The 14,229-nt window shown below is 60.5% G+C and carries 11 protein-coding genes; 5 read left to right on the top strand and 6 right to left on the bottom strand.

Features of this window, described 5'->3' with window-relative positions:
• Positions 1-2 precede the first annotated feature (2 nt).
• Together araD1 and KJF94_RS10280 are read right to left on the bottom strand one after the other, a co-directional pair.
• Positions 3-995 (bottom strand): AraD1 family protein, encoded by a 993-nt coding sequence (gene araD1 / locus KJF94_RS10285; protein WP_214383083.1) that lies wholly within the window; start codon positions 993-995, stop codon positions 3-5.
• Between the two features lie 150 nt (positions 996-1,145).
• The gene (locus KJF94_RS10280) at positions 1,146-2,468 is read right to left on the bottom strand and encodes an MFS transporter (RefSeq protein WP_214383081.1); all 1,323 of its coding nucleotides are present in this window, start codon (positions 2,466-2,468) and stop codon (positions 1,146-1,148) included.
• 194 nt (positions 2,469-2,662) lie between these two features.
• Here KJF94_RS10280 and KJF94_RS10275 point away from each other — a divergent pair, with 194 nt between their 5' ends.
• Positions 2,663-4,399, top strand: coding sequence for an IlvD/Edd family dehydratase (locus tag KJF94_RS10275; RefSeq protein WP_017338445.1), 1,737 nt, complete (start codon positions 2,663-2,665; stop codon positions 4,397-4,399).
• 187 nt (positions 4,400-4,586) lie between these two features.
• Entirely contained in the window at positions 4,587-5,306 is a 720-nt protein-coding gene (locus KJF94_RS10270; protein ID WP_084320617.1) for a FadR/GntR family transcriptional regulator, read from the top strand.
• Between the two features lie 129 nt (positions 5,307-5,435).
• Here the strand turns inward: KJF94_RS10270 and KJF94_RS10265 are convergent, their stop codons facing one another.
• Together KJF94_RS10265 and KJF94_RS10260 are read right to left on the bottom strand one after the other, a co-directional pair.
• Entirely contained in the window at positions 5,436-6,578 is a 1,143-nt protein-coding gene (locus KJF94_RS10265; protein ID WP_214383080.1) for a glycerate kinase, read from the bottom strand.
• A gap of 276 nt (positions 6,579-6,854) precedes the next feature.
• The gene (locus KJF94_RS10260) at positions 6,855-7,982 is read right to left on the bottom strand and encodes a sugar diacid recognition domain-containing protein (RefSeq protein ID WP_214383079.1); all 1,128 of its coding nucleotides are present in this window, start codon (positions 7,980-7,982) and stop codon (positions 6,855-6,857) included.
• A gap of 172 nt (positions 7,983-8,154) precedes the next feature.
• On the opposite strand from KJF94_RS10260, the gene KJF94_RS10255 reads away from it, so the two are divergent.
• From KJF94_RS10255 to rarD, 3 genes are all read left to right on the top strand, one after another.
• On the top strand, positions 8,155-9,465 hold the full coding sequence (locus KJF94_RS10255; protein WP_150629829.1) for an MFS transporter: 1,311 nt from the start codon (positions 8,155-8,157) through the stop codon (positions 9,463-9,465).
• 195 nt (positions 9,466-9,660) lie between these two features.
• Positions 9,661-10,674 carry an aldo/keto reductase gene (locus KJF94_RS10250; RefSeq protein ID WP_214383077.1) on the top strand — a complete coding sequence of 338 codons (1,014 nt, stop codon included), beginning with the start codon at positions 9,661-9,663 and terminating at the stop codon, positions 10,672-10,674.
• Positions 10,675-10,932: 258 nt separating this feature from the next.
• Entirely contained in the window at positions 10,933-11,814 is an 882-nt protein-coding gene (rarD, locus tag KJF94_RS10245; protein WP_214383075.1) for an EamA family transporter RarD, read from the top strand.
• A gap of 125 nt (positions 11,815-11,939) precedes the next feature.
• Here the strand turns inward: rarD and hppD are convergent, their stop codons facing one another.
• On the bottom strand, positions 11,940-13,016 hold the full coding sequence (gene hppD, locus KJF94_RS10240; RefSeq protein WP_214383073.1) for a 4-hydroxyphenylpyruvate dioxygenase: 1,077 nt from the start codon (positions 13,014-13,016) through the stop codon (positions 11,940-11,942).
• Positions 13,017-13,265: 249 nt separating this feature from the next.
• On the bottom strand, positions 13,266-14,210 hold the full coding sequence (locus KJF94_RS10235) for a DMT family transporter (RefSeq protein WP_214383071.1): 945 nt from the start codon (positions 14,208-14,210) through the stop codon (positions 13,266-13,268).
• Between the last annotated feature and the right edge of the window lie 19 nt (positions 14,211-14,229).

Here is a 14,229-nt window from a genome sequence, read left to right as displayed (position 1 = left end):
CCTTAAAGAGTGCCGATGGTGCCGGGTTCGAACACCGCGTCGACCGGTGCAATACCGTTGATCAACGGTGCACCGAACTCGGCCTGACTGATCTCGAACACGTCACCCGGTTGGGTGCGGATGCCGTCGGCAAAGGACAGGGTCGCGGTGCCGAAGAAGTGAATGTGCACGTCTCCCGGACGCAGGAACTGGCTGTATTTGAAATGGTGGTATTCGAGGTTCGCGAGGCTGTGGCACATGTTGGCCTCGCCGCTGAGAAACTCGTTCTGCCACAGCACTTCGCCGTTACGCAAAATGCGGCTGGTGCCGGCCAGATGCTCCGGCAGTTCACCGACCCGAAGTTCCGGGCCATAACTGCAACTGCGCAATTTCGAGTGGGCCAGGTACAGGTAATTCTTGCGTTCCATGACGTGGTCGGAGAACTCGTTGCCCACCGCAAAACCGAGGCGGTACGGCTTGCCGTCGTGGCCGATGACGTAGAGACCGCTGAGCTCGGGCTCTTCGCCGGCGTCTTCGGCAAAGGGCGGCAGCGGGAACGGATGGCCGGGGCGCACGACGATGCTGCCGTCACCTTTATAGAACCATTCTGGCTGTACGCCGGCCTGCCCCGCTGCCGGTTTGCCACCCTCCACGCCCCACTTGAAAATGCGCATGGTGTCGGTCATCGCCGCTTCGTCGCCGGCCTGCTGATGCATCTTGTCCCGCGCCGAGGCGCTGCCCAAATGGGTAAGGCCGGTACCGCTGACCAGCATGTGCGCCGGGTCCGGATGGTCAAGCGGTGGCAGGATGCGCAGTTTGGCCAGCAGTTCTGCATAGTCATGGCTGATGCCCAGGCCCAGGGTTTGCACCTGTTGCTCAAGATTGACGCCCGCCTCGATCGCCGCCAGTGCCAGATCGCGCACCGTGCGCGCATCCTGTACCTCACGGACCAGACCGTCCTCGACCACGCCAACCCGGCGCTCGCCGTTAATCAATTCAAACTGAACCAGACGCATGATTTTCTCCTGTAAACAAACTCGAAAACGCCACAAAACCAATGTGGGAGCGAGCCTGCTCGCGATGAGGCCATTCAGTCCGACATCAATGTTGAATATCAGGCCGTCATCGCGAGCAGGCTCGCTCCCACAGTTGACTGGTGTGAATCCTCAGGTGCGGGATGCGCCACGCGCACTCGCGGCAAACTGATCGGTCGGCAGCACATGCTTGCGCTCAAGCAACCGATAAACCACGCCGGTCAACACCAACCCGAACACCATCACCGCCGAAAGGAAATACAACCCCGAAGCCAGGTTCCCGGTGTATTCCTTCAACGCACCAATCACGAACGGACCGATGTAGCCGCCGAGGTTGCCCACCGAGTTGATCAGTGCAATCCCCGCCGCTGCGCTGGCGCCGGCGAAGAAACGGCCGGGCAAGGTCCAGAACACCGCCGTGCAGGAGAACAGCGCGAACGCCACCAGGCACAACGCCGCCAGTTGCAGCACCGGCACCGTCAGCCAGGCGCTGAGGAACAGGCCGATGGCACCCAGCACATACAGCACCGCCAGGTGGCCATAGCGATCATTCAAGCGGTCGGAACTGCGCGGAATGATCAGCAAGCCGATGATCCCGAAAATGTACGGCACCGATGACACGAAACCGGTGACCAGGTCGGTGCCGCCGAACTGTTTGATTAAGGTCGGCAGCCACAGACCCAAGCCATAAATGCTCAGGGTCACCGGCAGATAAAACAGCGCCAGCAGCAATACGCGTTTGTCTTTGAGCGCATGCAACGGATTGCCATGTCGGGTCTGGCCGTACGCTTCCAGGTCTTTTTTCAACTCGCCGGCCAGCCAGTCTTTCTCGGGCTGATCCATCCATTTCACCTGTTGCGGACCATCCGGCAGCCAACGCAGCACCGGCCAGGTCAGCAGAATCGCCGGGGTGCCGATGACGATGAACAGCCACTGCCAGCCATGCAGACCAAGAATGCCGTCCATACCCAGCAAGCCGCCAGACACCGGGCCAGTGATCAGCATGGCGATCGGTTGGGAAAGGATGAACAAGCCGAGGATCTTGCCGCGATGGCGAACCGGGAACCATTGGGTGATGTAGTACAGAACGCCCGGGAAGAACCCGGCTTCGGCGGCACCCAGCAGGAAGCGCATCACGTAAAAACTGTGCGGCCCCTGCACGAACGCCATGCCGATGGTGATGGCGCCCCAGGTGACCATGATCCGCGCGAACCAGCGCCGCGCGCCGAAGCGTTCGAGCATCAGGTTGCTGGGGATTTCCAGCAGGAAGTAACCAATGAAGAACAGTCCGGCACCGAGGCCGTAAGCCGCGTCGCCGATACCGATGTCGGCGCCCATGTGCAGCTTGGCGAAGCCTACGGCGGAGCGATCCACATAGGCGATCAGGTACAGCAGGATCAGGAAGGGAATCAGTTTCAGCGTGATGCGACGTATAAGCCGCAGTTCCTGGCTCATGAGATCGGTCTCCGATTGTTGTTGTTATAGAACCTCGGGGGACGCCTCTCGCGGAAAACCGCCAGGGCCATCCCTCCGTTGAACGCGACTATATAGTAATACTATTTAAGCAAGCAACACTTCCAAAGCGGCGAAATTGCGCTTATGTTACGCCTCAGCTCGAACAATATAGTCATACAATAAGAGAATCGATCATGTCTGATAAGAAACCCACCCTGCGCTCCGCCCAATGGTTTGGCACGGCCGACAAGAACGGCTTCATGTACCGCAGCTGGATGAAGAATCAGGGCATCGCCGACCACCAGTTCCACGGCAAGCCGATCATCGGTATCTGCAATACCTGGTCGGAACTCACCCCGTGCAACGCGCATTTCCGCCAGATCGCGGAACACGTCAAACGCGGCGTGATCGAGGCCGGTGGTTTCCCGGTGGAATTCCCGGTGTTCTCCAACGGTGAGTCGAACCTGCGCCCGACCGCCATGCTCACCCGCAACCTGGCGAGCATGGACGTTGAAGAAGCCATTCGCGGCAACCCGATCGATGGTGTGGTGCTGCTGACCGGTTGCGACAAAACCACCCCGGCCTTGTTGATGGGTGCCGCCAGTTGCGACGTGCCGGCCATCGTTGTGACCGGCGGGCCGATGCTCAACGGCAAACACAAGGGCCAGGACATTGGCTCGGGCACCGTGGTCTGGCAGCTCAGTGAACAGGTCAAGGCCGGCACCATCACCATCGATGACTTCCTCGCCGCCGAGGGTGGCATGTCCCGTTCCGCCGGCACCTGCAACACCATGGGCACCGCGTCGACCATGGCTTGCATGGCTGAAGCGCTCGGCACTTCCCTGCCCCACAACGCGGCGATTCCGGCGGTGGATGCGCGCCGTTATGTACTGGCGCACATGTCCGGCATGCGCGCAGTGGAGATGGTTCGCGAAGACTTGCGGCTGTCGAAAATCCTCACCAAAGAAGCCTTTGAAAACGCCATTCGGGTGAACGCGGCCATTGGCGGTTCGACTAACGCCGTCATCCATTTGAAAGCCATCGCCGGGCGCATCGGCGTGGAACTGGACCTGGACGACTGGACCCGTATCGGTCGCGGCATGCCGACCATCGTCGATCTGCAACCGTCCGGGCGTTTCCTGATGGAAGAGTTCTACTACGCCGGCGGCTTGCCTGCGGTACTGCGTCGCCTCGGCGAAGCCAACCTGATTCCCAATCCGAATGCCTTGACCGTCAACGGCAAGACCCTCGGCGAAAACACCAAGGACGCGCCGATCTACGGCCAGGACGAAGTGATCCGCACCCTCGACAACCCGATCCGCGCCGACGGCGGAATCTGCGTATTGCGCGGTAACCTGGCGCCGCTCGGTGCCGTGCTCAAACCGTCCGCCGCCAGTGCCGAATTGATGCAGCATCGCGGGCGCGCGGTGGTGTTCGAAAACTTCGACATGTACAAGGCGCGGATCAACGATCCCGAACTGGACGTCGATGCCAACTCGATTCTGGTGATGAAGAACTGCGGACCGAAGGGTTATCCAGGCATGGCCGAGGTCGGCAACATGGGCTTGCCGGCCAAGCTATTGGCGCAAGGCGTGACTGATATGGTGCGCATTTCCGATGCGCGCATGAGCGGCACCGCGTACGGCACGGTCGTTTTGCATGTCGCTCCGGAAGCAGCGGCCGGCGGGCCTTTGGCGACGGTGAAGGAAGGCGACTGGATCGAGCTGGACTGCGCCAATGGCCGTCTGCACCTGGACATTCCAGATGCTGAACTGGCGGCGCGCATGGCGGATCTGCAACCGCCGCAAAACCTGATCGTGGGCGGATATCGGCAGCTGTACATTGACCATGTGCTGCAAGCGGATCAGGGGTGTGACTTTGACTTCCTGGTCGGTTGCCGTGGCTCCGAGGTCCCCCGCCATTCTCACTAACACCACAATCCCCCCTGTGGGAGCGAGCCTGCTCGCGATGACGGCTTAACATTCAACATCGATGTTGACTGATACTCCGCTATCGCGAGCAGGCTCGCTCCCACATTTGATTTACGCCAGCCTCAAGATTGCGCCGCGCCTGCTATCATGCGCGGCACCTCCATCGCACAGGATCGCGCCGTTTCCCATGGATTACCGCAAACCCTCCGACCGCAAAAGCATGCACTCGCGCATCGTCCAGGAACTGGGCATGCAGATCGTTTCGGGACGCTTCAAACCGGACGACAAACTGCCCGCCGAAGCCCTGTTGTGCGAGGAGTACGCGGTCAGCCGGCCGGTGCTGCGCGAAGCCACTCGCGTGTTGGTCGCCAAAGGCCTGGTGTATTCCCGTCCGCGGGTGGGAACGGTGGTCAAGCAGCGCAAGGAATGGCACATGCTCGACCCGGACGTGCTGCACTGGCTGATGCAAAGCAGCCCGCAGAATCAGTTCTTCGATTTGCTGACCAGTGTGCGCAGCATCATCGAACCTGCTGCCGCCGCCCTTGCCGCACAGTTCGCCACCGACGCGGACATCGCCTCCATCGGTGAAGCCTACCAACGCATGGAAGCCGCGCCGACTCCTGAAGCGCTGTTGCAACCAGACCTGGATTTCCACAGCCGAATCGCCGATGCCACCCACAACGATCTGTTGGCCAACCTGTGCAACATGCTGTCGGTGGCGATCGCCGAAGCGTTGAAGCATTCCAACCAGCGGCCGAATCTGCATGAACTCGCACTGCCACGGCACAAGGCGATTCTCACGGCGATCGAGAATCGTGATGCGCTGGGTGCGCGGCATGCGACGCTGGTGCAGCTGGATGATGCGCGAAGTGCGCTGAATGTCGTGCTTGGAACCGATCCTTCCTGACACCATAAAACCCTGTGGGAGCGGGCTTGCTCGCGAAGGACGTCAGGGCGCCGCGTTCATCCAGGCAGCCCGCGTCATCGTTGACGGTCTTCGCGAGCAAGCTTCGCTCCTACAGGGGATCGCGGCCTATCAGGCTTTGCGCGCAGCTATTTGCCAGATCCGCGCAATATCGCTCGCCCGTTCACGCAACAACCGCGGAGCGTCGGCACACGCCTGCTCCAGAGTCATTGGCCCGCTCGCCAGGGCAAATGCGGCATCGATACCATGCTCGTACAAGGCCTGATAGCCCTCCCCCAGCGTGCCGGCGATGACGATCACCGGTACACCGTGGTGCCGAGCGATCCGCGCAACGCCGAAGGGTGTCTTGCCGCGCAAGGTCTGCGCATCGAAACGGCCTTCGCCGGTGATCACCAGATCAGCGCTTTTCACAGCCTCGGCCAGGCCAACCAGTTCCGCGACCACTTCAACGCCGGCCTTGAACTGCGCGCCGAGAAACGCTTTGGCGGCAAACCCCAGACCGCCCGCTGCGCCGCTACCGGGTTCATCGCGTACGTCTTTGACGAGGACTTGGGCGCACAGCTCGGCAAAGTGCCCGAGTGCGCGATCCAGTTGCTCGACCTGCGCAGGCGTCGCGCCTTTCTGCGGGCCGAAAATCGCAGAGGCGCCGTGGGGGCCGCACAGCGGATTGTTGACGTCGGCGGCGATATCGAAGCGCACCTGGGCCAGACGCGGATCAATGTCACTCAGATCGATGCGGGCCAGTTGCGTCAGCGCCAGTCCGCCCGGCGCCAGGGTTTCGCCCTGGGCATCCAGCAGCTTCACGCCCAAGGCTTGCATCGCCCCCGCGCCGCCGTCGTTGGTGGCGCTGCCGCCAATTGCGAGGATCACCCGTTGCGCGCCGGCATCGAGTGCGGCGCGGATCAGCTCGCCGGTGCCGAACGTGCTGCTGATACAGGCATCACGCTGCCCCGGCGGCACGAGTTGCAGTCCACTGGCCTCGGCCATTTCGATGATGGCTGTCAGGCTCTGTGGCAGCCAGCCCCACGCGGCGTCGACCGTTGTGCCCAGCGGCCCCCGGACGTTGTTTCGACGCAACTGGCCTTCGCAGGCCGCCAGAACCGACTCGACCGTGCCTTCCCCGCCATCGGCCATCGGGCATTTGACCAACTGCGCATCGGGCCAGACTTGCGCCAGCCCGAGGGCAATGGCATCGGCCACACCCTGGGCACTCAGGCTGTCCTTGAACGAATCGGGGGCGATGACGATCTTCATGCGAATTCTCCAGTTCCAAGGCCCTCATGCTGCCAGCAGGCCTGAACAATAACGCCGGTCCGCTGCACAAGCGGCAGGGAGGATTATTGTTCATTTCTACAAAACCTGTGATCCAGTCAGCATTGATGTTGGATGTGATGGCCTCATCGCTAGCAGGCTAGCTCCCACAAGGGATCTCCAGTGACTACCAAATTTGTGTGCGACCAGAATCAAATGTGGGAGCGAGCCTGCTCGCGAAGGCGTCCTTGAAATCGCCATCGCCGGCAAACCGGGCTCCTACAAAGGCGCAGGCGCGTCAGTTTGTGGGAGCAGTTGCACGCCCAGGTACAGGGCCAGCATGCCATCGAGCCTCAACGGGTCCACGCCACTCAGTTCGGCAATCCGCTCCATGCGATAACGTAAACTGTTGCGATGAATCCCCAACGCATCGGCACAGGCCTGGCTCTGGCCATCGTGATCGCACCAACTGCGCAAGGTCGCCAGCAGTTGGCCGTTGCCGTCCTTGGCGATGACTTTGCGCAGTGGTTTGAGCAACTCGTCCAGCGCATCGTCGTTGCGGTGCCGCCAGAGCATCACTGGCAGGCGATAACGGGTCAGCGTCAGCAAGCGCGAATGCGGCAGGACATCACGCCCGTAGGCCAGCAAATCACCGACCCGGCGATAGCAACGGCGCAAGCCCGACAAACCATCCGCCTGCCCGCCCACGGCGATGCGCAAGATATTCCAGCCAAGGCCGTCGAGCTTTTCCAGCAGCCGGTCGTTCTCGATGGCCTGGCTCGCCGGTCGGCACCACAGCAACGAAGACTTGGCCGAACTCACGCACCAACTGTCCGGGTAACGCGAGGTCAGCCAGGCGCTGAGTGCCTCGACGGTTTGCCCCGGCCCGTGTTCCGTCCCCAGCTCGAACAGATACGGCACCCGTGTCATTTGCGGTTTGAGCCCAAGCTGCTGCGCTTCATCGATCAGCCGCGGCGACTCCCCCGCCTCGCTCAACAGCAGCGCCAGCAGGTCATCGCAACGCTGGCGCCGCCATTGCTGCTCGGCTTGCTGGTTGCGCTGGCCCACCAGCATCTCGGCGGTCATGCGCACCAGCTCGGCATAGGTGCGCAATTGTTCAGGCTCACCAGTGATGCCCAGCACACCAATCAAACGTTGATCGAGCAACAGCGGCAGGTTGATCCCCGGCTGCACGCCTTTGAGATGGATCGCCGTTTGCGCATCGATTTCCACCACGCGCCCGTTGGCCAGCACCAGTTGTGCGCCTTCGTGCCGGGTGTTGACCCGCTCCGGTTCACCGCTGCCGAGAATTAACCCCTGGCTGTCCATGACGTTGACGTTGTACGGCAGGATGGCCATCGCCCGGTCGACGATGTCCTGGGCCAGGTCGTGATCGAGTTCGAACATAGCGGTAATCCTTGCAAGCGTGATGGATCGGGGGTTGTTCACCCGCACAGGACCGGGTGACAAACCCTGTGCTCAGGCACAAAGACAGCGGCCATCAGGGTGGCTGAGACTCTCAGGGCGATCAACGTTACCCTTTGCATCGCAAAAAATCATAATAAAGAGAGAGCCCGCCATGTCACAGAGCGCCGCCGCTACCCAGGCCATCGTTGACGAAAAAAATGCCGTCTACAAACGCATTACCCTGCGTTTGATTCCCTTCATTTTCATCTGCTACCTGTTCAACTACCTCGACCGGGTGAACGTTGGATTTGCCAAGCTGCAGATGCTCGACGCACTGAAATTCAGCGAAACCGTGTACGGCCTCGGGGCCGGGATCTTCTTTATCGGCTACGTGCTGTGCGGCGTGCCAAGCAACCTGGCGTTGACCAGATTCGGCCCGCGCCGCTGGATCGCGCTGATGATGATCGTCTGGGGCACGCTGTCGACCTGCCTGCTGTTCGTCACCACCCCGACCGAGTTCTACACCCTGCGCCTGTTCACCGGCGCGGCCGAAGCCGGGTTCTTCCCGGGCGTGGTGCTCTACCTCTCGCAATGGTTCCCGACCTTCCGCCGTGGCCGCATAATGGCGCTGTTCATGTCGGCGATCCCGGTGTCCGGCCTGCTTGGCAGCCCGTTTTCCGGCTGGATCCTCAACCACTTCGCCGCGGGCCAAGGCGGTTTGGCCGGCTGGCAGTGGATGTTCCTGCTGCAAGGCATTCCGACCGTGATCCTCGGCGCCCTCGCCTACTTCCTGCTCAGCGACAGTTACGCCAATGCCAAATGGCTCACGCCGTTCGAGCGTTCGGTGCTGGAAGCCGACCACGCCGAAGACCTCGCCAACAAACCGAAAACCACCACCGACTCATTGCTGGCGGTGTTCAAGAACCCGGCGATCTGGGCGTTTGGTTTGATCTATTTCTGCATTCAGAGCGGCGTCTACGCGATCAACTTCTGGCTGCCATCGATCATCAAGAACCTGGGCTTCAGCGATAACCTGGTGATCGGCTGGTTGAGTGCCATTCCGTACCTGCTGGCGGCGGTGTTCATGCTGATGGTCGGCCGCTCGGCTGACTTACGCAAAGAACGTCGCTGGCATTTGGTGGTGCCGATGCTGATGGGCGCTGTCGGCCTGCTGATCGCCGTGAACTTCGCCACCACGCCAGCCATTGCGATTCTTGGCCTGACGATCGCCACCATGGGCGCCCTCACCGGCCTGCCGATGTTCTGGCCGGTGCCGACCGCGCTACTCAGTGCCGGTGCTGCGGCGGGTGGTCTGGCGTTGATCAATTCCATGGGCCAGATGGCGGGCTTCCTCAGTCCGTACCTGGTGGGCTGGGTCAAGGACAGCACCGGCTCGACCGACGCCGCGCTGTACCTGCTGGCGGGCGTGATTGTCTGCGGTAGTCTGCTGGCGTTGCGCATGACGCGCACCTTGCGCGCCTAAGCACCGCAAAACCCCTGTGGGAGCTAGCCTGCTAGCGATGGCTGAGTGTCAGTCAGCATTGACGTTGCTGACAAACCGTCATCGCTAGCAGGCTAGCTCCCACATTTGTTCCGGGGATGTTTGAGATTTGCGTTTGCTCCCTGTCACAGTTCTGGTATTTGATTGAGCCTTTCCCACTGGTAAAAGGAATTCGTCATGAGCTACCGCACGCTGGGTCATTCGGGTTTGCAGGTGTCCACCCTGACCCTGGGCACCATGATGTTCGGCGAACAGACCAGCACCGAAGATTCCCTGCGGATCATCGACAAGGCCTGGGACCAGGGCATCAATTTCATCGACACCGCCGACGTCTACACCGGCGGGCGTTCCGAGGAAATCGTCGGCGAAGCGATTGCCGGTAACCGCCACGAATGGGTGCTCGCCACCAAGGTCGGTTTTGGCCCGGTGGACGGCGTGCCGAACCGCAGCGGCCTGAGCCGCAAGCACCTATTCAATGGCATCGATGCCAGCCTGACGCGCCTCGGCACCGACTACGTCGACATCTATTACCTGCACCGCGAAGACCACAACACGCCGCTGGACGTCACGGTGTCGGCCATCGGCGACCTGATTCGCCAAGGCAAAATCCGCTATTGGGGCTTGTCGAATTACCGTGGTTGGCGGATCGCCGAGGTGATCCGCATCGCCGACAAACTGGGTGTTGACCGCCCCGTCATCAGCCAGCCGTTGTACAACATCGTCAACCGCCAGGCCGAAACCGAACAGATCACCGCCGCGCAGAACTACGGTTTGGGCGTGGTGCCTTACAGCCCGCTGGCGCGCGGGGTGCTCAGTGGCAAATATGCGCCGGACGTGAAACCGGATGCCAACAGCCGAGCCGGCCGCGCCGACAAACGCATTCTTGAAACAGAATGGCGGGTGGAATCCCTGCGCATCGCCCAGCAGATCCAGCAGTACACGCAAGGTCGTGGCGTGGGCATCGTCGAGTTCGCGATTGCCTGGGTGCTGAACAACAGCGCCGTCACCTCCGCCATTGTCGGGCCGCGCACCGAAGAACAATGGGACGCCTACACTAAGGCGCAGGCGGTGAAGATCACGGCTGAGGATGAAGCGTTTATCGACGCGCTGGTGACACCGGGGCATGCGTCTACGCCGGGGTTTAATGATGTGAGTCATTTCGTGTCCGGCCGTAAACCCCGCAACCCTTGAGATCTTTCGCGAGCAGGCTCGCTCCCACAGGGGGTTTGTGTCGATCCAATGGCTATGCTTCGACTCAGATCCATTGTGGGAGCGAGCCTGCTCGCGATAGCGGTTTTAATTCAACATTGATATTGGATGACAGACCGCTTTCGCCGGCAAGCCGGTCTCGCTCCCACAAGGGGTCGGTGTTGATCAGTTAGTCAATATTCGACCGTAAAACCACGTATCCTCCGCCCCCCGTTTCACCTTCAACTTCGCGAGGACAGCTTGTCTAAAGGTATCGCTCTATCGGTTTCGGCCTCGGTGCTGTTTGCCGTCATGTATTACTACACCTCACTGCTCACCCCGTTGAGCGGTGTGGAAATTTTCGGCTGGCGAATGCTGCTGACGGTGCCGTGCATGACCGTGTTCATGGTGGTGTCCGGGGAATGGAAGCGCGTGGTCGAGATTGTCCGGCGAGCCGCCGCCCAGCCGAAACTGATCGCCGGCCTGATCGCCTCTTCTGCCTTGCTCGGCGTGCAGCTCTGGCTGTTCATGTGGGCACCGCTCAACGGCTACAGCCTCGATGTGTCGCTGGGCTATTTCCTGTTGCCATTGACCATGGTCCTGACCGGACGGCTCGCTTATGGCGAACGCCTCTCCTACCTGCAAAAAATCGCGGTGTTTTTCGCTTGCCTCGGTGTGATCAACGAGGTGTACCAGGTCGGTGGTTTTTCCTGGGCAACCTTGCTGGTGTGCGTCGGCTATCCGACCTATTTCATCCTTCGCAAGCGTCTGACGGCAGACAATCTGGGCGGCTTATGGCTGGACATGGCACTCACGCTGCCCGTGGCCTTTTGGTTCGTGCAGACGGGCGAACAAGGTTTCAGTGTGTTTGACCAGCATCCGTGGCTGTCGCTGCTGATCCCGATCCTCGGCGTGATCAGTGCCTCTGCGCTGGTGATCTACATCATCGCCAGTCGGCTGCTGCCGTTCAGCCTGTTCGGGTTGTTGAGCTACGTCGAACCAGTGCTGTTGCTGGGCGTCGCGTTGCTGCTCGGGGAAAGCATCAAGGCGGGGGAATGGCTGACCTACATTCCGATCTGGATGGCGGTGCTGGTGTTGGTGTTCGAAGGGTTCAAACACTTGGTCCGGCAGCGCAAACCTTAAGCGCACACAAAACAAATGTGGGAGTGGGCTTGCTCCCGATGAGGGCCTGACATTCAACATCTCGGTTGACTGATCTGGCGCTATCGCGAGCAAGCCCGCTCCCACAGTTTTATTGCGGTAACGGCTTAGTCGGTGGACAACACACCACGACGAACCTGATCACGCTCGATCGATTCGAACAACGCCTTGAAGTTGCCCTCGCCGAAGCCATCGTCGCCTTTACGCTGGATGAACTCGAAGAACACCGGGCCCATCAGGGTTTCCGAGAAGATCTGCAACAGTAGACGTTTGTCGCCCGACTCGGACGAACCGTCCAGCAGAATGCCCCGCGCTTGCAGTTGATCAACCGGCTCGCCGTGGTTCGGCAAACGGCCTTCGAGCATTTCGTAATAGGTTTCCGGTGGCGCGGTCATGAAGCGCATGCCGATGCTTTTCAGGTGATCCCAGGTCTTGATCAGGTCATCGCTGAGGAAGGCAACGTGCTGGATACCCTCGCCGTTGAACTGCATCAGGAACTCTTCAATCTGACCGGCACCCTTGGACGACTCTTCGTTCAACGGGATGCGGATCATGCCGTCCGGCGCGGTCATCGCCTTGGAGGTCAGGCCGGTGTATTCGCCCTTGATGTCGAAGTAGCGGATTTCCCGGAAGTTGAACAGCTTCTCGTAGAAGTTCGCCCAGTACGCCATGCGACCGCGATACACGTTGTGGGTCAGGTGGTCGATGATCTTCAGGCCAGCGCCAACCGGGTTGCGATCAACGCCTTCGATGAACACGAAGTCGATGTCGTAGATCGAGCTGCCTTCACCAAAACGGTCGATCAGGTACAGCGGCGCGCCGCCGATGCCTTTGATTGCTGGCAGGTTCAGCTCCATCGGGCCAGTTTCGATATGAATCGGCTGGGCGCCGATTTCCAAGGCGCGCTTGTAGGCCTGTTGCGAATCCTTGACCCGGAACGCCATGCCGCACACCGACGGGCCGTGCTCGGCCGCGAAGTACGAAGCAACGCTGTTGGGTTCGTTGTTGAGGATCAGGTTGATCGCGCCCTGGCGATACAGGTGCACGTCTTTGGACCGGTGGGTCGCCACTTTGGTGAAGCCCATGATCTCGAAGATCGGCTCCAGCGTGTTCGGGGTTGGCGATGCGAATTCGATGAATTCAAAGCCCATCAGGCCCATTGGGTTTTCGTATAAATCTGCCATTTTGGCGCCTCATCATTTTTTAGAATTAACGTAACGTTAGTTGCTAAGAATGCTGAAGCCGGCGGGTGGCGCGCAGGAGATGCCCCGCACGCTGCGCGCGAGGAAGTCACCGTAGATCAATTGAAACCCGAAACTTTTCATTGTCGACCCAAGGCTGATACGGGCGAGGCTTCTGCTGCCAGAAGACGATTATTCTTATATGCGTAACCGGATTCTACACAGCGTAAACAGATTTGTCCGTCTTCTGTATCAAATCCCCTTTTTCCCTGCTCGCGCAAGGGGTTTGTTGCACAGGAAAATCCCCGCCAGGATCAACCCGCCGCCCAGACACATCGCCAGGGTCAGTTGCTCGCCCAACAGCAACGCGCCGAGGATGACCGCGGTCAGCGGGTTCAGCGCGATGAACACACCGGAACGGGTCGCGCCGATTTTGCGGATGCCATCGTAATAGCCGATGTACGCCAGTGCCGAGCCCAAAACGCCCAGGTACATCAGGCTCAACCATTGCTGCGCCCCCAGGTCGAGCAACGCCGCAATGCTCACCTCGCCCCTGACGGTGCTCGCGACCCAGAGCATCACCGTGCCGAGCAGGATCGAATACGTCACGGTTTGCATCGGCCCCAAGGTCTGGTTCAGGTCTTTGGCGCACAGCGAATAAATCCCCCAGCTCAGAACGCAGCCGAAAATCAGCAGATCGCCGATCCACGCATTGGCATTGCCGGCCAGCAACTGCGGGTTGCGGCTGACGATCACCAGGCTCGCCCCGACAATGCAAATCGCTATGCCGACGACCTTCACCCGACTCAAACGCTCCTTGAACAGCAACCACGAGACCAATCCGATGACCGCCGGGTTCAGCGCCACGATCAATGACGCCCTGGAGGCATTGATGTAATGCAGGCCATAAAAGAAGCACAGGTTGTAGAAGAAGATGCCGAAGAACCCCAGCAGCGACAGTTGCAGCCATTGCCGGGGGCTGGGGCGCGCCAGCGGCACGCGGGCCACCAGCAAAAACAGCAGCAGCGCCCCGCTCGCCAGCAAAAATCTCAGGCTGGCGGCGAACAATGGGCTGAGGCTGTCAGCGAGAAAACGCCCGGCAACGAAGGTCCCGCCCCAGATCATGGTGACGGCAGCGAGCTTGAAATACACCCCCACGTCGGAAGTTTCCGACACCCTTTGTTCATACGCAGTCATAAGTCCCCGGATTGAGAAG

The sequence above is a fragment of the Pseudomonas hormoni genome (assembly GCF_018502625.1).
Classification (GTDB): domain Bacteria; phylum Pseudomonadota; class Gammaproteobacteria; order Pseudomonadales; family Pseudomonadaceae; genus Aquipseudomonas; species Aquipseudomonas hormoni.
The sequence above is the reverse complement of the archived record's forward strand: the minus strand, read 5'-3'. Positions and strand labels throughout refer to the sequence as shown.